The organism is Brachybacterium sp. UMB0905 (assembly GCF_002871795.1).
GTDB lineage: Bacteria > Actinomycetota > Actinomycetes > Actinomycetales > Dermabacteraceae > Brachybacterium.
Window position 1 is genome coordinate 57661 of sequence record NZ_PNHL01000002.1, and the last position, 19511, is coordinate 77171.

At 70.4% G+C, this 19511-nt stretch carries 15 protein-coding genes; 8 read left to right on the forward strand and 7 right to left on the reverse strand.

The features are described from left to right. Positions 1-8: 8 nt before the first annotated feature. Together CJ197_RS15310 and CJ197_RS01780 are read right to left on the reverse strand one after the other, a co-directional pair. A complete protein-coding gene (locus CJ197_RS15310; RefSeq protein ID WP_199173850.1) occupies positions 9-2315 on the reverse strand; it encodes a glycosyltransferase in 2307 nt (768 codons plus the stop codon). Beyond that, the gene (locus tag CJ197_RS01780) at positions 2312-3688 is read right to left on the reverse strand and encodes a glycosyltransferase (protein WP_102235060.1); all 1377 of its coding nucleotides are present in this window, start codon (positions 3686-3688) and stop codon (positions 2312-2314) included. Before CJ197_RS01780 ends, CJ197_RS15310 begins: the two co-directional genes overlap by 4 nt. A gap of 146 nt (positions 3689-3834) precedes the next feature. Between CJ197_RS01780 and wecB the strand changes: the two genes are divergently transcribed. Together wecB and CJ197_RS01790 are read left to right on the forward strand one after the other, a co-directional pair. Next, on the forward strand, positions 3835-4899 hold the full coding sequence (wecB, locus tag CJ197_RS01785; RefSeq protein ID WP_102235061.1) for a non-hydrolyzing UDP-N-acetylglucosamine 2-epimerase: 1065 nt from the start codon (positions 3835-3837) through the stop codon (positions 4897-4899). Then, positions 4896-6155, forward strand: a complete 1260-nt coding sequence (locus CJ197_RS01790; protein ID WP_102235062.1) for a glycosyltransferase — start codon at positions 4896-4898, stop codon at positions 6153-6155. The genes wecB and CJ197_RS01790 overlap by 4 nt, the downstream gene beginning before the upstream one ends. On the opposite strand, the gene CJ197_RS01795 is transcribed toward CJ197_RS01790, so the two are convergent. The 4 genes from CJ197_RS01795 to CJ197_RS01810 are packed head-to-tail and all read right to left on the reverse strand — an operon-like array spanning position 6109 to position 10891. Beyond that, a complete protein-coding gene (locus CJ197_RS01795) occupies positions 6109-7167 on the reverse strand; it encodes an acyltransferase (protein ID WP_102235063.1) in 1059 nt (352 codons plus the stop codon). The two genes, CJ197_RS01790 and CJ197_RS01795, sit on opposite strands and share 47 nt — an antisense overlap. Continuing rightward, positions 7157-9073: a DUF6541 family protein gene (locus tag CJ197_RS01800; protein WP_102235064.1), complete on the reverse strand. Its 1917-nt coding sequence runs from the start codon at positions 9071-9073 to the stop codon at positions 7157-7159. Before CJ197_RS01800 ends, CJ197_RS01795 begins: the two co-directional genes overlap by 11 nt. A 4-nt stretch (positions 9074-9077) precedes the next feature. Beyond that, positions 9078-9551: a DUF2304 domain-containing protein gene (locus CJ197_RS01805; RefSeq protein WP_233190591.1), complete on the reverse strand. Its 474-nt coding sequence runs from the start codon at positions 9549-9551 to the stop codon at positions 9078-9080. A gap of 14 nt (positions 9552-9565) precedes the next feature. Continuing rightward, a complete protein-coding gene (locus CJ197_RS01810; protein WP_102235065.1) occupies positions 9566-10891 on the reverse strand; it encodes a nucleotide sugar dehydrogenase in 1326 nt (441 codons plus the stop codon). A 128-nt stretch (positions 10892-11019) separates the two neighbouring features. Here CJ197_RS01810 and CJ197_RS01815 point away from each other — a divergent pair, with 128 nt between their 5' ends. Next, a complete protein-coding gene (locus CJ197_RS01815) occupies positions 11020-11739 on the forward strand; it encodes a glycosyltransferase family 2 protein (protein ID WP_233190592.1) in 720 nt (239 codons plus the stop codon). Between the two features lie 117 nt (positions 11740-11856). On the opposite strand, the gene CJ197_RS01820 is transcribed toward CJ197_RS01815, so the two are convergent. After that, on the reverse strand, positions 11857-13092 hold the full coding sequence (locus CJ197_RS01820) for an LCP family protein (protein ID WP_233190593.1): 1236 nt from the start codon (positions 13090-13092) through the stop codon (positions 11857-11859). A gap of 253 nt (positions 13093-13345) precedes the next feature. Between CJ197_RS01820 and CJ197_RS01825 the strand changes: the two genes are divergently transcribed. From CJ197_RS01825 to CJ197_RS01845, 5 genes are all read left to right on the forward strand, one after another. After that, positions 13346-14347, forward strand: a complete 1002-nt coding sequence (locus tag CJ197_RS01825) for a glycosyltransferase (RefSeq protein WP_102235068.1) — start codon at positions 13346-13348, stop codon at positions 14345-14347. Then, positions 14344-15231 carry a glycosyltransferase gene (locus CJ197_RS01830; RefSeq protein WP_233190594.1) on the forward strand — a complete coding sequence of 296 codons (888 nt, stop codon included), beginning with the start codon at positions 14344-14346 and terminating at the stop codon, positions 15229-15231. The genes CJ197_RS01825 and CJ197_RS01830 overlap by 4 nt, the downstream gene beginning before the upstream one ends. Before the next feature lie 111 nt (positions 15232-15342). Beyond that, the gene (gene glf / locus CJ197_RS01835; protein ID WP_102235069.1) at positions 15343-16500 is read left to right on the forward strand and encodes a UDP-galactopyranose mutase; all 1158 of its coding nucleotides are present in this window, start codon (positions 15343-15345) and stop codon (positions 16498-16500) included. A gap of 8 nt (positions 16501-16508) precedes the next feature. Continuing rightward, on the forward strand, positions 16509-18581 hold the full coding sequence (locus tag CJ197_RS01840; protein ID WP_102235070.1) for a glycosyltransferase: 2073 nt from the start codon (positions 16509-16511) through the stop codon (positions 18579-18581). Next, positions 18578-19504 (forward strand): ABC transporter permease, encoded by a 927-nt coding sequence (locus CJ197_RS01845; RefSeq protein WP_102235071.1) that lies wholly within the window; start codon positions 18578-18580, stop codon positions 19502-19504. Before CJ197_RS01840 ends, CJ197_RS01845 begins: the two co-directional genes overlap by 4 nt. Positions 19505-19511: the final 7 nt, after the last annotated feature.

Genomic DNA, 19511 nt, shown 5'->3' on the forward strand with positions numbered 1-19511 from the left:
CTCGAGATTCAGGGGCGTTGCGAGGCCGCCGGCTGCTCGGACTGCTGCGCGCGGGCGACGAGGGTGGCGATCGCCCGGATCCATCCGTCGCTCTGCTGCTCGGCGGACAGCTCCCCGGCGTGCGCATCGCTCGCCGCCTTCGCTGCCCGCACCGCCTGGGTATCCAGTTCCCGCAGCGTGCGGGCCAGATCCTGGGCGGTGAAACCGTCTGTCACCGCGCCCAGCTGCCCGCCGTGCACCAGGTCCCGCATCTCCGGGGTGGGGGAGACCACGAGCGCCAGACGCGCCTGCACGAAGTCGAACACCTTGTTCGGCAGGGCGTTGGCGAGGTTGAAGGTGGTGGGCGGGCACACGAACACGCCGACGTCGTAGCTGTTCAGCACCGCGTGCAGATCCGCGTACGGCACCGCATCCAGGACCCGTACCCGCCCCTCAGGCAGTGCCTGGGCCATGTGGCGCAGCTGCTGCACATAACCGGGATCGCTCGGCACGAGATACATGTCCAGCGTCGCCTCGATCGCCGGATCCGCCATCGCCTCGATCATGAGGTCCAGACGCCGCGAGGGCATCGCCCCGCCGGAATGGACGATCCGCAGCGGCTGCTGCACCGCGGTGGGGCGCAGATCCTGGTATGGGGCGGCATTGGTGACCACCTCGGCCCGGATCCCGAACTCGCGCGCATACTCCCGCGCCAGCCCCTGCCCGACGGTTGTCACCGAATCGGCGCGGGTGACATGGGTGCGGCAGATCCAGCGCAGATACGGGGCGACGAACAGCCGCCAGCCCAGACGGTCTTCCTTCTGCCGCGGCGCGTACTCGTGCAGATCCGCATGCACTCCGCCGCGCGGCCGCAGCGCGAGAGCCAGCGGCACGGTGTCGACATCATCGGCGAGCACCACATCGGTGCACGGCAGCTCCTGCGCCCGAACCCATGCCACGACCTCCTGTTCCCAGTAGGCGCGGTGATACCGGCGAGTGAGCACAAGGGACTTGTCCAGCCGCCACTGCTTGAGCTCATCCGGGATCCGCAGATGCTGCGCGGAGCCCTCGGGCGGGGGGCCATAACCGCAGGTCATCACGGTGTGCTGGGCGGCGAGCAGCCGCACCTGCTTCAGCACCCGGGCATCTCGGGAGATGTCGGAGAAGGACAGCACGAGCACCGTGCCGCGCGGATCATCCGCGCCCTGCGCGGGGCGCGGTGATGTGCGCGGCAGGGACCGATCTGCGGCGAGGGCTGCGCGATGCACCCGGGCATAGCCAGCCCCGACCACCGGTGCGGAGAACGCATCCCCTATCGTGTCCGCGATCGCCTGGGCAGACAGGTCCCGGGTGCGTTCATCCACCGCCCGGATCGCGGCGGCGTAGGCCCGAGCATCCTGCTGCGCGACGAGCTGCCCGACCTCCTCACGCGTGTACTCGCCCTGCCCACCCGTTGCACCGAGCACCACGGGTCGGCCCGCCACGATGGCCTCCGCGGCGGAGACGAAGAAGTTGTCCGCCCGCGTCGGCCCGAAGAACAGATCCGCACGGCCCAGCGCATCCTGCACCTCGGCGGCATCCACCGCCCCGCGCAGCAGCACGCGCTCGGCGACCCCGAGCTCGCGGGCCCGCTGCGCCGTGGCCTCCTGCAGGGGGCCAGCGCCCAGCCACTCCAGATGCGCATCGATGTCCTCGTCCACCAGATGGGCCAGCGTTTCGACCGCCAGCAGCGGATCCTTGCGCGGAATCAGACCGCCGGTGGAGACCAGGCGCAGCGTCCCATCGGCCCGGTCCCGCCGCGGCATGACCGGCACCGGATCCACGATGCAGGGCACCACATCGGTGGGGCGCTGCCCGCGCACCGCGCGGATGGGGCGGGCCAGGAACTCGCACACCGCGGTCACCCGGTCCGGCAGGGCCAGCAGACGGCTCAGCACCGGCAGACCCAGTCGGGCGGCCGTCGGCAGCGTTGCCGGGGTGGTCACCGCCGACCAGTGCTCGGTGTGCACCCACGGCACGCGGGGGCGCCGCAGCGCAAACGGCAGCAGCGCGGAGAACGCCATCGAATGCACCAGATCAGCGCCGCGCAGTGCCCGCGGCAGCGCCCTGCTCGCCCGCAGGATCTGATCTGGGCGGCGCGGATCCATCGGGATGCGCAGCACCTCCAGGCCCTCGTGGACCAGGCGCCGGGAGCCGTCATCATCCGCCGGAGGCACCAGATGCACCACCCGCACGCGCGCGGTGCGGGCGATCGCCCGGGCATCGCGCACCACGAACGAGCCGCGTGCGGGCGCGACAGCGGTGGGGAACCAGGTGGTGACGATCGTGACCTTCATCGGCCGCTCGCCGCCCGCACCTCGGCCAGCACCCGGCGGTACATCGCGCGCATACCGCGGATCTCCTGCTCCCAGGTCAGTGTCGGGGCGGCAGCCCGGGCCGCCCGCCGATACCGCTCGGGGGCCTCGAGGATCTCCCGCAGCGCATGCGCGAGGTCCTCCGTGCTCGAACCCTGGAACACCTCCCCGACCTCCAGCTGCTCGACCACCGCACGCATATCCGGCAGATCCGCCGCGGCGATCGGCAGCCCCGCCCGGATGGACTCGAACAGCTTGTTGGGCAGCGCATAGCGGTAGGACAGGCAGATCGGGCGCACATGCACCACCGCCACATCACCATCGGCCAGGGCATGGGCCACCTCATCGGGCGCCACCGCCCCCACCAGGTGCACCCGCTCCGAGACCCCGTGCTCGGCGGCCAGCTCCTCCACCTCGGCCAGGGCAGCGGCCTCCCCGTAGCCCAGCAGCACGAAATGCACATCCGCGCTCAGATGGGGCAGCGCCGCGATGGTCTCCTCGATGCCGCGAGCGGTGGTGATGCGCCCGCCATAGGCGATGACCTTGTCCGTGGCAGACAGGCCCGCCCGCTCTCGCAGCACCCCGGTGGCCCGGTCCGGCGGCCCATCGGCCAGCGGGACGTTCCGCACCAGGGTGGGCATCTGATCCAGGTTGTAGGTGGTGCGCAGCCAATGCGCGATCGACGGGGAGACGGTGATCACCCCATCGGCCTGCCGGATCCCGATCGACTCCACGATGGCCTCCACCAGCGGGGCCAGCAGACGGTCGGAGCGGACATTGCGGTGGCGCCACAGCTCATGGGAGTCGTAGATGATCCCCACCGGGCGGCGCGAGAGCGCGCGGATCGCCATGGCGGGCACCAGGGTGTTCGCGTCATTCGCGTGCACCGCATCAGGGCTGAGGCGCAGCCCGGCGCGCGTGGCGTTGACCCAATAGGTGCCCAGGGCCAGGGTGCGGAAAGCCCGCTCGCCCATGCCGCGCAGCAGCCGCAGCCCCTGCAGGCGCGCGCGATCCAGCCGGGGACGCGGGCGGGCGCGATGGTCGATGCCGCCCTTGGCGTCGGTGTCATCGCCGGCGCCCGTGCCATGGCTGATCAGCCCCCGCCACAGCGGTGCCAGCTGCGGCAGCAGACGTTCACTCGTGAACTCGGGCACCCGCTCGAGCTGCAGCCCCTCCCGCAGCGGGATGAGCTCCGCCATGCGGCCCAGCTCCCGTCGCTCGACTGCGATGATCCGCACCTCATAGCCCTCATCGCGCAGGGAACCGGACTCTTTGAGAACCCGGGAGTCGTTCGCGCAGTCGTTGTAGACGAGGACGGCGATGCGAGCGGCCGACCCGGTGGGCGAAGACGTCATGCAAGGTCCCCTCTGGGTGCGCCCGGTCCGTGAGCGGCGCAGTGCCGGACGGGACCGACCGTTGGCTATCGTGGTGCGTGATCACTGTACCTGGGGGCGGCGCCGTCCACGCGGCGCCGCCGACCTGTGAGGGAGGACCCCGCCCCATGAAGATCCTGTCCGTGGTGGGGGCTCGCCCCCAGTTCGTCAAGCTCGCGGCGATCGCCGATGCGGCCGCCCAGCGTGACGATGTCGAACACATCATCGTGCACACCGGCCAGCACTACGACGCGGCGATGAGCGACGTGTTCTTCGCGGATCTGCGGATCCCGGCCCCGGATGTCAACCTCCAGATCGGCTCCGGCACCCACGGCCGCCAGACCGGTGCGATGCTGGCCGGAATGGACGAGGTCCTCGAGGAGCATCGGCCCGACTGGACCCTCGTGTACGGCGACACCAACTCCACCCTGGCCGGCACCCTCTCCGCGGTGAAGATGCACCTGAAGGTCGCGCACCTCGAAGCGGGACTGCGCTCCTTCAACCGCCGTATGCCCGAAGAGCACAACCGCGTGCTCACCGACCATGCCGCCGATCTGCTGCTGGCCCCCACCGAGGTGGCTCGTGATCACCTCGCCGCCGAGGGCCTGGCCGAGCGCACCATCGTCACCGGCGACGTCATGACCGACGTGTGCCTGCGGGTGGCGGAATCCGTCCAGGACACCACCCCGACCCTGCCCGAGGGCATCGACCCCACGGCCGATTACGCCGTGGCGACCATCCATCGGGCCGACAACACCGACGACCCTGAGCGTCTGCGCAGCATCGTCGAGGCGCTGCAGGCCCTCGACCTGCCGCTGGCGCTGTTCGCACACCCGCGCCTGGTGGCACGCGCCGAAGCTGCCGGCATCCCGCTGGCAGGAGGCGCGGTCCATGTGGGGAACCCGGTGGCCTATCCGGAGCTCATCGGCGCTGTGCAGCGGGCCCGCGCGGTGGTCACCGACTCCGGGGGCCTGCAGAAGGAGGCCTACCTGCTGGGCACTCCCTGTTCGACCGTGCGCACCGAGACCGAGTGGGTGGAGACCCTCGAGGACGGCTGGAACCGCCTGGTCCCTGACCCGGCTGAGCTGACCGACGCCGTGCAGCGACCGCGGCCCACCGGCGAGCGGCCCCCGTACTACGGCGACGGCACCGCCTCGCTGCGCAGCATCGACGCGCTGCGCGAGCGCGCGTGAGACGGGACCGGGCCGCGCGGCGCTCACGCCCTACGCGTCGGCGCCGCACCGGCCGGGCGCCGCACGTGGTGCTCGCCAGTCGTGTCTATGCCCCCGAACCGGTGGCGGCGGCCTTCCGCCTGGAGGCGCTCGTGGATGCCCTCGAACGGGGTGGCGCCGACGTGACCGTGCTGACCTCCATCGCCCCCGGGACCGCGCGGGGGCGCTCTGGGGACCGCCGCATCTCGCGCTGGCCGGTGCGCCGTGATGCACAGGGCCAGGTGCGCGGCTACCTGTCCTACTTGAGCTTCGATGTACCGCTCGCGCTGCGCCTGCTGCGCCAGCGCCCGTTGGACGCCCTCGTGCTGGAGCCGCCGCCCACCACGGGGCTGGTGGGGATGATCGCCGCTGCGCTGCGACGGGTGCCCTTCACGTTCTACGCCGCCGATGTCTGGGCCGATGCCACCGAGTCCGTCGCCGGGGTGCCGCGGATCGTCCGTGCCCTGGTGCGCGGGGCGGAGACCACCGTGTGGCGTCGCGCCGCCCACGTGCTCACCATCTCCCCGGGCGTGCAGCACCGCGTGGAGCAGCTCATCGGCCCGCGCGAGAGCCTCACGATGGTGGGCAACGGCATCGACACCACGACCTTCACCCCGGACGGCCCCGACGCCGCAGAGGCGGGGCCGTACTTCGTCTACGCGGGGACGGTCTCCGAATGGCAGGGGGCCGATATTTTCCTTGACGCCTTCGCCACGGTGCAGGCCCGCCACCCCGCGGCCCGGCTGCTGTTCTTCTCCGAGGGATCGGGGCGCCAGGCCCTGGCCCGACGGGTGCGCGAGCAGGGCCTGACCGGCGTGGAGCTGCGGGAGAAGATTCCGCCGCGCGAGGTCGCCGCCCAGCTGCGCGGCGCGGTCGCGGGACTGTCCTCGATCACCCCGGGCCAGGGCTATGAGTTCGCGCTGCCCACCAAGATCTACGCCGCCACCGCCACCGGCACCCCGGTGATCCACGCGGGGGACGGGGCCGCCCATGAGCGGATCCGCGACCACCAGCTGGGCTGGGCGGTGCCCCATGACGCCGAGGCCGTGGCCGCCGCGATGCTGCAGGCTCTCGCCGGAGAGGGGACACCGTCCGGCGAGCATCTGCGCGCCTGGACGGTGGAGCACGCCTCCCTGGCGGGCTGCGCGGACCGGGCCGCGCAGGCGATCCTCGCGGACCTCCCGAGCTCTCCTACAGCAGCGCCCGCACCCCCGGGATCTGCTTCCCCAGCAGCGTGAGCGCGAAGGACCCCACCGCCACCAGCACGACCAGCGCCAGCACCGCGAGCGCCGAATCCTCGGGGAAGCCGACCCCGCGCAGACCCACCAGCACCACGAAATGCAGCAGGAACACCCCGAAGGTCGCATCCCCGGCTCGCCGCAGCACCGACTCCGTGCGCTCACTGACCTCCCATTCCCGCCCACAGGACAGCACCCCGATCACCAGCGTCAGCGACAGCGCCATCACGAAGGGTGACAGGTAGGTGGGCAGCAGCGCCACCCCGGCGCCGCTCGAGGTGACCGGGCTGAGATACGCCCAGACCGTCGCCGCCGTCAGCAGCGGCAGGCCCACGGACAGCAGCAGCCCAGCGGTCCGTCGCGGTACCGGCGCCGCCCAGGCCGCGCGGCCCAGCACGTAGTACCCGATGTACGGCAGGAAGTACGTGAAGGTGCCCAGCTGCAGCGGTGTCACAGGACGCTCCAGCAGCGCCTCGCTGAGCGGCGGCAGCGCCGCGATGAGCAACGTCCACACCGAGGCCACCGCGCCGACGGTCCAGGCCCGCCGCCCCGATGAGCTGACATAGGCCGCCAGCACCGGAGTGATCACCGTCAGCCCCAGGATCAGCGGGAGGAAGTACAGGTGGGGGTAGGAGTCGGCGAGCACCAGCTCCCGGCCCACATGGGCGGGATCGGCGCTCTGTCCAGCGATGACGATCTGCATGATGCCCGCATAGAACATAGTCCACACGATGGTGGCGGGCAGCAGGCGGCGCAGTCGCCGATCCAGGAACGGGCCCGAGCCGTGCCGCATCGCCACGGGGGAGAGATTCAGCGCTCCGGAGAGCATGACGAAGGCCGGAACCGCGGTGGCCAGCAGCGCCCGCAGCACGGTGAGGGCCACCGGCCCATCGGGGACGTGATCGGCGATCACATGGACCACCACCACGCCGATGACAGCCAGCACCCGGATCACATCCAGGATCGGCGCATACGTCCGGGCGCGGGCAGCGCCCGCGTCCTCAGTCGGCATCGCAGTCCACCTCGATCATCCGGGAGTGCTCGGTCTCGAACAGCACCCGGCCCAGCTCTGGACCGGCCAGATTCACAGAATCGGACGTGCGATGGTGGGCGTAGGGCAGGCGCTCCTGGTATACGTACCGGATGCCGTGGTCCTGCAGCAGCTGGCAGGAGGCGGGGTTGTACGCAGCGTCCTCGGTGGCGTAGATCAGCTCTCGATCCAGATCCGAGTACGCCATCCCCGCCACCGGCAGCCGCACGTCCTGGCCGTACAGCGCGTACAGATGCGCCGCCCCGGAGAAGGGGCTCGCCAGCACCGTCGCCGCAGAGTCCATCTGCGGCACATGCTCCTCGAACAGGGCCCGTTCATCGGGCTGCAGGAACCGCCCGCGTCCGGGATAGTGCGCCGCGAGGTTCTTAGCGGCGTTGTCATCCCGTGCCGGAATGGAGCCGAGCGCGAGCAGCGCCGCGGCGAGCACGAGGCCGATGGTGAGCGGTCGCAGCGCCCGCGGCGGGCCCTGCGGGGTGCGCTCGGGCAGCAGGCGGGACCACACCTGGAGGCCGGGCACCACGAGCACGCAGGACAGCATCGCCAGCGGCATCGACACCCGATCCTGCCCGCGGTAGTAGATCGCCGAGAGGTTCAGCGGCGAGTCCAGGGCCGCATCGAGGTAGATCACCGCGATGACCAGCCACGCGATCCCAACCCAGCGCAGAGGGGCCGTGCGCAGGCAGCGGATCAGACCCGGCCACCACAGCGCCGCGAGGACCACCCCGAGCGTCATCGGCCACACCGTCAGCAGGCCGAGCCCCACCTCCATGAACGCCCGCCACAGGGGGATCCGCAGTCCGCCGTCGAAGCCGGTGACATGCGCTCCGAGCGGGGAGAAGACCACTGCGAGCACGGCGAGGGCGGCGAGCAGAGGAACCGCAGCCAGCAGCGGCGTGGTGCGCAGATGCGGCAGCGCGGTCACCGCGGTGAGCACCACGAGCAGGATCAGGGCGGTCACGGCCACATTGGGATGCAGCAGTCCCAGTCCCAGACCGGCGGCGCCCACCACCAGACCGGCGGCCACCGCCGAGCGCCAGCGGGGCCGGGGCAGCAGGGCCCCCCACAGGGCAGCGGCGGCCGCGAGCGAGCCGGGCAGCGCCGCGAACGCCGAGAGGTTCGGGATCGGCGAGAGATGGATCCACAGGTTCCACGGCGTGGCGGGAATCAGCAGGGCCGCGAGCGCGGCCCCGAACGGGGCCCAGCTGACCTGCGGCAGCACCGTGCGGGCCAGCAGCGCGATCCCGAGCGCCCAGGGCACGATGGCGAGCGCCAGCACGGTGCCGTTCAGCACGACGGGGGTGCTGCCCCAGGGCACGATGCCGGCCAGAGCGTGGAAGGCCGCTGGATAGAACGTGGGCTCGAGCGCTGAGTTCGAGATCGCCCCCAGGTGCAGGCTCGAGGCGTCTGAGGTCTCGCGCACCCGTTGCAGGGCTGAGAGGTGGTAGAGCGTGTCCCAGCGCTCCAGCACGGCATCGGGTCGGGCCGCCTGCCGTGCGATCGGCGCCAGCGCGATGGCCGCAGCCCCCACCAGCCACAGCGGTGCCCAGTGCAGCGCTGCGCCTGACGAGGTGGGGGAGTGCGGAAGGAGCGGCCCGTCGAGCACGGTGGTCGGCAGCCGCAGCCCGAACCGGGCCAGGCCCCATCCCAGGAGGGCGAGGAGGGTCGATGCCGCGAGATACGTCGGCAGGCCCCAGCGGACGCCGAGCAGCGCGGCGAGGATCGCACCGATCCCCGCGATGGCGCCCGCAATCGCGGGGGCGAGTGCGAGGGCGAGCAGCCTCGACCCGCCCAGCAGGCGCACCCCGACGTATCCGGGGACGTACACCGCGGCGAGGACCAGCAGGATCGTCAGCAGCAGGAACAGCACGGGGTCAGGTGCCTCGCGGTCCGCCGTGCTCGCGCAGCGCCTCGGCCCGATACTCGGTCGCGGGACGCGCCTCATCCAGCGCGAGCCGCCGGGCGAGATAGGTGGTGCGCTTCTCCTCGTTCTTCGCGCGCGCCTCCTGCACGGCGATCACCCCCAGCAGCACCACGACGGTGGCGTACAGCAGCAGGTCCGCGCCACGGCCCACGCCCACGAAGTTCGCCACCTGCGTGAGGATGGTCGGGAAGATGACCGTGAACACCGCGAAGATCGCGAAGCAGATGATCAGTAGGCGCCGCACCGCCAGCTGTTTCGCCCCGCGCTTCATGAACAGCCAGGCGGTGATCACCAGGATGCCCAGGATCAGCAACATCTGGATGATGAAGGAACGGTTCGCGAAGGCGCGCTGTCCCATCCCGTCGGCCAGAAGGATGCCGCCGTCGCCCGTCCCCGCAGGGAGGTGGGCGACGGCAGTGAGCACGGAATCGAGCATGATCAGGCGTTGGAGGCGGCCTGGTGGGTGGAGGCGGAGCCGTCACCGAGCACCAGGCGGGGGGTTCCCTGCCATTTCTTCGCCGTCGTGATGTTGCGGCCATCGATGAGCAGCTTCACGCCCGGCACATCCGCGGCGCTCAGCTCGGCGTACTCGGGGTGGTCGGTCTGGACGATCACGAGGTCCGCCGCATCACCGGTGTGCCAGGGCGCCCAGCCGAAGCCCTCGAGCTCCGCGTCGTCGTACATGGTGTCGTGCACCGCGACCGTCGCGCCCCGCGCCCGCAGCGCCTCGACCACGGGGAACACGCCGGAGAACGCGGTCTCCTTCACCCCGGTGCGGTAGGAGGCGCCGAGCACCACGGCCGTCATCCCCTCGAGGGAGCCCAGCAGGGATGCCGCCCGCTCCACCAGGCGCTCCGGGACCGAGGCGTTCAGCTGCCGGGCGGTGCGCACGGTGTTCGCGTCGGGATCGGTGGACAGGTACAGCCGCGGGTACACGGGGATGCAGTGTCCGCCCACCGCGATGCCGGGACGGTGGATGTGGGAGAACGGCTGGGAGTTCGAGGCCTCGATCACCTTGTACACGTCGATGCCGTGATCCTGGGCGAACAGCGCGAACTCGTTCGCCAGGCCGATGTTCACATCCCGGTACGTGGTCTCGGCGAGCTTCGCCAGCTCGCTGGCCTCGGGAGAACCCAGATCCCACACGCCGTTGGGGCGCGGCAGATCCTCCCGCTCATCGAAGGTCAGCGCGGACTCGTAGAACTCGCGGGCGCGGCGCGCCCCCTCCTCGCTGATCGCCCCGATCAGCTTGGGGTAGCGGCGCAGGTCCTGGAACACGCGTCCGGTCAGCACCCGCTCCGGGGAGAACACGGCGAAGAAGTCCTTGGACTCGGTCAGCCCGGAGATCTTCTCGATCATCGGCACGAAACGACCGCGCAGGGTGCCCACCGGCAGGGTGGTCTCGTAGGAGATGAGGGTGCCGGGGGTGAGGTGCTCGGCCAGGGACTCGGTGGCGGAGTCCATCCACGCGAAGTCCGGCTCCCACGTCTCGTCGTTCACGAACAGCGGCACCACGATCACGATGGCGTCCGCGCCCGGGATCGCCTCGGCGTACTCGGTGGTGGCTTTCAGCTTCCCAGCCGGGACCAGTTCGGAGAGCTTCTCCTGCAGATGCGCCTCGCCCGGGAACGGCTCGGTGGCCTGGTTGATCAGCTCCACCTGGCGGGGGTTGACATCCACCCCGATGACCTCATGCCCGGCGTCGGCGAACTGCACCGCCAGGGGCAGTCCGATCTTCCCCAGCGCGACAACTGCGACCTTCACGTTCAGTCCTCCTCCGTGGGCACCCACGTGCCGATATTCGTCGATGACCACAGCTGCGGCCCACCGTGACAGGGTACCCTCAACGGCCGATGGGATCTTCTCGCCCGCCCAGCCCGGAAGGAGGGCCCGTGAGCTCATCCGACGCCGCTGCTGCGCTGCAGATCCCCGACCCCGCCCCCGGAGTCGAGAGCACGTGGTTCGTCGTCCCGCTGTTCAACGAGGGACAGGTCGTCGGCGACGTCATCCGTTCGCTGCGCGAGACCTATCCGCTGGTCGTCTGCGTGGACGACGGGAGCGTGGACGACTCCGCTCGGATCGCCGCCGACGCGGGTGCCGCCGTGGTCCGTCACCCCTACAACATGGGGCAGGGTGCGGCGCTGAAGACCGGCATCGACTACGCCCTGCGCGACCCGGCGATGCGGCAGGTGGTGACCTTCGACTCCGACGGGCAGCATCAGGTGGCCGATGCGGCCGCGATGATCGCCAAGCGCGAGGAGCTGGGCGTGGATCTCGTGCTGGGCTCGCGTTTCCTGGACTCCCGCACCAAGCCCGGGCTGCTCAAGCGCATCGTGCTGCGCGGCGCCGTGTGGTACACGAATCTGACCAGCGGGGTGAAGCTCACCGACGCCCACAACGGGCTGCGGGTGCTCGGCCGCGAGGCATGCGAGAAGATCACCATTGAGCAGAACCGCATGTCGCACGCCTCAGAGATCGTCGAGGAGATCGGGCGGCATAAGCTCAGCGTCGCCGAGCATCCGGTGCACATCCTGTACACCGACTACTCGCGTTCCAAAGGCCAGTCCGTGCTGAACGCGGTGAACATCGTCATCGACATGTTCTTCCGCTGAGCTGAGCCAGGTTTTTCCGCTGAGCCAGGTTCTTCCGCTGAGCCGTCCAGCGGTGCGCGGGCTCCGACGGGAACCCCGCCGGGCGCGCCGCGCAGCGGTGCGGGCGCCCGGTCCGACTCAGCCGTCGGTCGGCTCGGGCTCCGCCGTCCCCTCGGCCACGGCCTCGAAGAACGCTGCGGCCTCCTGCTCATCGACCTTCACCGCCACCCCAGAGTGCTTCGTCTGGTACTGGGGATCGGCGATGGGCAGCGTCACCGGTTCGGCACCCATGGCACGCCGCGCCGTGAGCGCCATGCGACCGACATCGACGATGCCGGTGCCCTCGGAGGTGGTCAGCGCCCCGGACCCGGCTCCCGCCAGACGCACCTGGGTGATCGGGTTCAGCAGCACCGACGGGGATGTCACCCGGTCCATGAATGCGCTGACGAACTGCTGCTGGCGCTGCTGGCGCCCGAGGTCCGCGGCGGGATCGAAGTAGCGCGCGCGCACGAAGGCGAGGGCCTGCTCGCCGCCGACGTCATGGCAGCCCTTGGTCATCTCGAGCCCGGACTTCTCATCGCTCACGTCCTGATCGATGCACAGGTTCACGTGCCCCACCGCATCCACCAGCTGCTGCACGCCGTCGAAGCCGATCTCCACATAGTGATCGATCGTCAGCCCCGTGAAGCCTTCGACCGTCTGCACCAGCAACGGTGCGCCACCGAACGCGTAGGCGGCGTTCAGCTTGTATCCGCCATACCCGGGGATGTCCACGAGGGTGTCCCGCGGCAGCGAGATGAGATAGCTGCGGCCGTTGCGCGCCTTATGCAGCAGCATGATCGTGTCGGTGCGGGCCCCCTCGGTCCCATCGGGACCCACCGCGGCATCCCGCTGGTCCGAACCGGCGATCAGGTACGTGGTGCCGGGGGTATTCGCCGCGCCGGAGAGGGCATCGACGTGCTCGATGCGCGAATTCGCCCACAGCGTGAGGCCGCCCGCCCATCCCACGAGGACCACCAGCACGAGCACCAGCAGCGTCGCCCCCAGACGCAGCGCGCGCGGCGGGCGGCGCCGCCCCCGGGACGGCCGGCAATATGGGGCAGGGGAGCGCTGCGGCGGCGGGACCGGATCGACGGGGGCGCCGTACGGCTGCTGCGTGGGCGGCGGCACCGACCCGCCCGAATGCGGGGTGGGGTCATATCCCGCCTGCTGCTGGCGCGGCAGCGGACGGGTGGGCTGCTCTCCCGGGCGGGAAAGGGGGCGGGCCGACCGCGGCGGCACCGGCCGCGCGCTGCCGCCGGCCCGGGCACGGCTGCCCGCCGGACGGCGCGGCCCGCCGGGACGCGGGGAGCGCGGCGGCTGCTGTTCGCTCACGATCTGGCTCATCCTTCCGGGCCGGGGAAGGCCCGCAGGGAGCGGGCCCGGAGCCCGGACGAAGGGGCCGGGCGCCCGTCAGCGTAACCGTCCCCGTGGCCGACACGCCGTCCACCACAGCCCGTGCCGCCCGGCCTCCCGGGAACCTCCGCGGGACCTTCACAGCCCTGGCGAGCCCCGGTGCGGCCTACCCGGTGGGTCTTCGTAGACTTGGAGGGCCGCAGCGGCGGCATCGACCCACCCAGGAGGCGCCGTGACCGAGCCCGCACCCGTGCCGGAGACCCCCGCATCCGCAGCCCATCCCGATCTCTCGGCCGCGCGCGTGGTCGCCGTGGTGGTCACCTACAACCGTGAGCAGCTGCTGCAGGAATGCCTGGACGGGCTGCTCGCGCAGCATCGCGCCCCCGATGCGGTGGTGATCATCGACAATGCCTCGACCGACCGCAGCGGCGAGGTCGCCGATCAGCACGAGATCGACGCCGATGTGGTGCACCTGCGCCGCAATGTGGGCGGCGCCGGTGGTTTCGCGGCGGGCATCGCCCGGGCCCTGGTGCGGCACGAGGCGGACTGGGTGTGGGTGATGGACGACGACACGGTGCCGCGGCCCGAGGCACTCAGCGCCCTGCTCGACGCCCTCGGGGCCTCCCCGGTGCGCCTGAGCGTGCTGAGCTCCCGCGCGGTGTGGACCGACGGACGCGACCACCCCATGAACACGCAGCGCCAGCGTCTGAACGCGAGCGCGCAGGAGAAGCGCGATGCGGCCCGCGCGGGTGGCACGGCGATCCGCACCGCGAGCTACGTCTCCGCCCTGCTGAATGCGCAGGATGTGCGCCGCCTGGGGCTGCCGTACGCGGATTACTTCCTGTGGTCCGATGACTTCGAGCACACCGGGCGCCTGCTGCGCCACGGCCGCGGCCTGCGTGTGCCCGCCTCCGTCGTGGAGCATCGCACCGTCGCCTTCGCGAGCGCACAGTCGAATCCGGGCAGCCGTTTCTACTTCGATGTGCGCAATCGGATCTGGGCGCTCGCCCGCACCGATTCCTTCACCCTGCTGGAGCGGATCCTGTACGGCGGCCGCACCGCCCTGGGCTGGGTGGGCCTGCTGCTGCGGCATCGCACGGACCTGCTCGGTGTGGGCCTGCGCGGGCTGCTGGCGGCGCTGCGGCGCGGCCCGCGTCCCTCCGCCCGCGTGCTCGAGGCCGATGGGGAGGCCGCCGCGGACATCCGGGCCATCGAGCGGGCGGCCGGGCGGTGACCGCCCCCGCCCCCGCGCCGTTCGCGGTGCTGATGCCGCTGTGGGCGAAGGAGTGTCCGGACCGTCTGCGCGCGGCCCTCGCCTCGGCCACCATCGAGCAGCAGCTGACTCCGGATCTTCTGGTCCTGACCGTGGACGGTCCGCTGCCCACCGAGCTCGAGGAGATCGTGGAGCAGGTTGAGGCGGGGGATTACGGGCCGGCCCGGGTGCTGCGCCACCCCCGGCATCGCGGCGTGGCCGCCGCCCTGCAGGACGGGCTGCGCGAGTGCCCCTTCGACCTGGTGGCCCGGGCCGATGCCGATGACCTGTGCCGGCCCGAGCGCTTCGCCCTGCAGATCCCGCGCATGCACGCTGAGGGCTTGGACCTGCTCGGCGGGGCGATGCGCGAGTTCAGCGACCGCATCCCGCCGGGCCAGGGCCCGCTGCGAGAGCGTCCGCTCACGCATGAGGACATCGTCCGCTACCTGCCTCGCCACAGCCCGTTCCACCACCCCACGATGGTGCTGCGCCGCTCGACGGTGCTGGCCGTCGGCGGCTACCGCGACCTGGTGCTGCTGGAGGACTACTGGCTGTGGGAGCGGATGCTGCTGGGCGGGGCGCAGATGGCGAACCTGCCGGACGTGCTCGTGGACTACCGCGTGGATGAGGACCTCTTCGCCCGCCGCGGGGGAGCGCGCCTGCTGGGCAGTGACCTGCGCCTGCAGCTGATCATGCTGCGCGACCGGGTGGTGACGCCGCTGGGCTTCGCGCGCAATGTCGCCGAGCGGACCGTCTACCGCTGTGCCCCGGGGTGGGTGCGTCGGATCGTCTACCGCACCTTCGTCGAACGGGATTCTCGGCGCGCAGCAGAGCGGGATGCGACGATGTCGGCAGGTGATGCATGAGCACTGCCACACGCCCCGGCGCGCCGACCGCCCTGTGCCGAGGGCCCGCCCGGCTCGGTTACTGTGAACGAGTTCCCGGTGGAACCTCGCCCGTCTCGAAAGGACTCCCTCGTGTCGACTCCTGATCTCCTCATCGTCGGCTCCGGCCTGTTCGGCCTGACCATCGCCGAGCGTGCGGTCGCTGAGCACGGCGTCTCGGTGACGATCATCGACCGCCGTGACCACATCGGGGGCAATGCGTACTCCGCCGCCGACGACGTGACCGGCATCGAGGTGCATCGCTACGGCGCCCACCTGTTCCACACCTCCAATGAGCGGGTATGGGAGTACGTGAACCGCTTCACCGAGTTCACCGGCTACCGGCACCACGTGTACACCACTCACAACGGGATCGTGTACCCCATGCCGATCAACCTCGGCACCATCAACCAGTTCTTCAACGCCGCCTACACCCCCGATGAGGCCCGCGCCCTGGTGGCCGAGCAGGCCGGGGAGTTCGCCGGCAAGGACCCGGAGAACCTCAACGACAAGGGCATCTCGCTCATCGGCCGCCCGCTGTACGAGGCGTTCATCAAGAACTACACGGGCAAGCAGTGGCAGACCGATCCCAAGGATCTGCCAGCCTCGATCATCTCCCGTCTGCCGGTGCGCTACACGTACAACAACCGGTACTTCAACGACACCTATGAGGGCCTGCCGAAGGATGGCTACACCGCCTGGCTGGAGCGGATGGCGGACCACCCGAATATCGAGGTGAAGCTGTCCACCGACTACTTCGACACCTCCCAGCCGCTGCACCGCGACGCCGTGCGCGGGCAGATCCCGGTGGTGTACACCGGCCCGGTGGATCAGTACTTCGACTACTCCCAGGGCCGCCTGGGCTGGCGCACGATCGACCTGGAGACCGAGCACCTGGAGATCGGTGACTTCCAGGGCACCTCGGTCATGAACTACGCCGACGCCGAGGTGCCGTACACCCGCATCATCGAGCCGCGCCACTTCCACCCCGAGCGCGACTACACCAAGGACGCGACCGTCATCCAGCGCGAGTACTCCCGCTTTGCCGAGCCCGGTGACGAGGTGTACTACCCGATCAATACCGCCGAGGACCGCGCAGGCCTGCTGAAGTACCGCGAGCTGGCCGAGGCCGAGCCGCGCACCCTGTTCGGCGGGCGCCTGGGCACCTACCAGTACCTGGACATGCACATGGCCATCGGCTCCGCCCTGTCCATGGCCGACAACAAGCTGCCCGCCCTGCTGGGCCGCTGAGGAGCACCATGACCCACAGCACTGCCACCGAGACGACCGCCGACGACACCGCACGCCGGGTGGTCCAGCGGCTGATCCTCCCGCTCGAGGTCACGCCGGACATCATTCCGCTGTACATCGAGTCCGAGGCCGCGCGGACCGGCCGCACCGACACCGCGGCCGGCGTGGGCGCTGTCGCGGCTGTCCGTGAGAGCACCGCTGACGCCCGCGGCGCAGCGCCGGTCACCCAGGTGGATCCCGATGAGCTGAGCGAGCGGCACAGCGTGGTGGTGCCGGAGCGGTCGATGCGCAGCTTCGGCACCTACTTCAACGCCTTTCCCGCGAGCTATTGGCGGCGCTGGACCCCGGTCCGCTCCGTGCGTCTGACGGTCACCACCGCCGGGCCCGGTCAGCTGATCGTCTACCGCTCCAACGCGCGCGGCAGCATCCAGCGCCACGACGCCGTCCCGCTGAGGAACGGCAGCGCCCCGGAGACCACCGTGCTGGACCTGCCGCTGGATGCCTTCGGTGATGGCGGCTGGTACTGGTTCGACCTGTACTCCGGGCACTCCGAGGTCACCCTGATCGGTGCCGACTGGTCCCTCGAGGCTGCGGCAGCACGTACCGAGGGCACGGTGTCCCTCGCGATGACCACGATGAACAAGGTGTCCTACGCCCTGGACAACGTCGAGCAGATCTCGAAGGACGCGCGCCTGCGCGAGATCCTCGATGTGATGTACGTAGTGGACCAGGGCAGTGACCGCCTCTCGGATCACCCCGAGCGCCTCGATGAGCTGCAGGCCGCCATGGGCGATCAGCTCGAGGTCATCGAGCAGGGCAACATCGGCGGCTCCGGCGGTTTCTCCCGCGGCATGTACGAGGCCTCCACGAACGGCCGCAGCACCTACGTGGTGAACCTCGATGACGACATCGTCATCGAACCCGAGTCGCTCAGCCGTCTCGTGGCCTTCGCCGACTACGCGACCGTGCCCACACTCGTGGGTGCGCATATGTTCGACCTCAACAACCGCTCAGTGCTGCACGCCTACGGCGAGATCGTCAACCCCTGGCGGTTCCTGTGGATGCTCCCCTCCGAGGAGCACGAGTACGGCCATGACCTCGCGGCGGAGCCCCTGCGATCCACCCCGTGGCTGCACCGCCGCGTGGATGTGGACTTCCACGGCTGGTGGACCTGCCTGATCCCCACCGAGGTGGTACGGGAGATCGGGCTGAGCCTTCCGGTGTTCATCAAGTGGGATGACTCCGAGTACGGTCTGCGCGCGAAGGCCGCGGGGTACCCGACAGTCTCACTGCCCGGCGCGGGTGTGTGGCACATCAGCTGGCAGGACAAGGACGACGGCGTGGGCTGGCAGTCCTACTTCCATGAGCGCAACCGGGCGATCGCGGCGCTGCTGCACTCCCCGTACGAGCGCGGTGGACGGCTGATCAAGGAATCCCAGTTCCTGGACATCAAGCACATCATCTCCATGCAGTACTCCACGGTCGCCAACCGGGCCCTGGCCCTGCGGGACCTGCTACGCGGACCGGAGACCCTGCACGCCGAGATCGGCACCAAGCTGCCGCAGATCAAGCAGGTCCTGGCCCAACACGGAGACTCCGAGGCCAAGCCGGACGTGGACGACTACCCGGCGGTGAAGGTGACCAAGCCGCCGCGGAAGGGACGGCCCTTCACGGAGCCGCGCCGTGAGCTGCTGCCGATCTGGGCCGCGAAGACCCTGGTCAAGCAGGTCATCCTGGAGCCCAAAGAAAGCTCCCAGGAGCACCCGCAGGCTCTCGTGGCGCATCAGGACGCGAAGTGGTGGCGCCTGGCCCATCTGGACTCCGCCCTGGTCTCCAACGCCGAGGGGACGAAGGTGTCGTGGTACCGCCGCAGCCCGCGGCAGGTGCGCGGCATGATCGCCCAGGCTGTGAAGGACCACGCGGAGCTGCTGCGGCGCTGGCCCGAGCTGCGCGCACGCTACCGGGACGCCGCCGAGGAGCTCACGTCCTTCGCGGCGTGGGAGAAGACCTTCGCTGCGAATCCCGCGCCGGTGCGCGAGAGTGAGCAGAAGCGATCTGGCACGGGGAACACCACGGCGTGAACGAGGGCAGGACCCCGCGCGCGGCGCAGGTTCCCACCCGGGCCGAGCAGGCGGAGGGCTGGCGCGCCCCGGGAGAGGACGCCGGGTGGCTGAACCCGATCTACGAACGGTTCCTGCTGCGCCTGCTGGTGCGCAAGGAGCTGCGCGTGCGCTATCGCGGCAGCGCACTCGGCATGGTGTGGAGCTATGTCAAGCCCGCAGTGCAGTTCATGGTCTTCTACATCGCGCTGGGCATCTTCCTGCAGCTGTCCAAGAACACACCCGCGTATGCGGTGTACCTGTTCAGCGGCATCGTCGTGATCAACCTCTTCGGTGAGGTGTTCGGCAACGCCACTCGCTCCATCACCGGCAACGCGCCGCTCGTGGCGAAGATCTACCTGCCCAGCCAGCTGTTCCCCTGGGCCAGCATGTTCGTGGCGCTGGTGCACTTCGTGCCGCAGCTGCTCGTGCTCGTGGTCGGCGCGCTGCTGTTCGGTTGGCTGCCGTCTCTCACCGCGGTCGTCGCCTTCGTGCTGGGAATGGTGATCCTGCTGGTGTTCACGATGGGGCTCGGCATGCTGACGGCGGCGCTGAACGCTGCTTTCCGCGATGTGGAGAACTTCGTGGACCTCGTCGTCATGGTGGCCACATGGCTCTCCCCGGTGCTGTACCGGGTGTCGATGGTCGAGGAGGCCATCGGTGGAACGATCTGGTGGTGGCTGTATCAGCTGAACCCGTTGACCATTGTCGTGGAGCTGTTCCACGTCGCGTTCTGGCGCTACGGCCCCGGCGTGGTGGAGGCCGCAGCGGTGGACCCCTCGCTGACCGCGCCGGGAGAGCCCTTCGGCCTGTGGTGGGCCGGGCTGCTGATCGCGATCGGGACCTTCGTGATCGGCACCATCGTGTTCGAGCGGTCCAAGTGCCGCTTCGCCCAGGAACTGTGAGGAGACG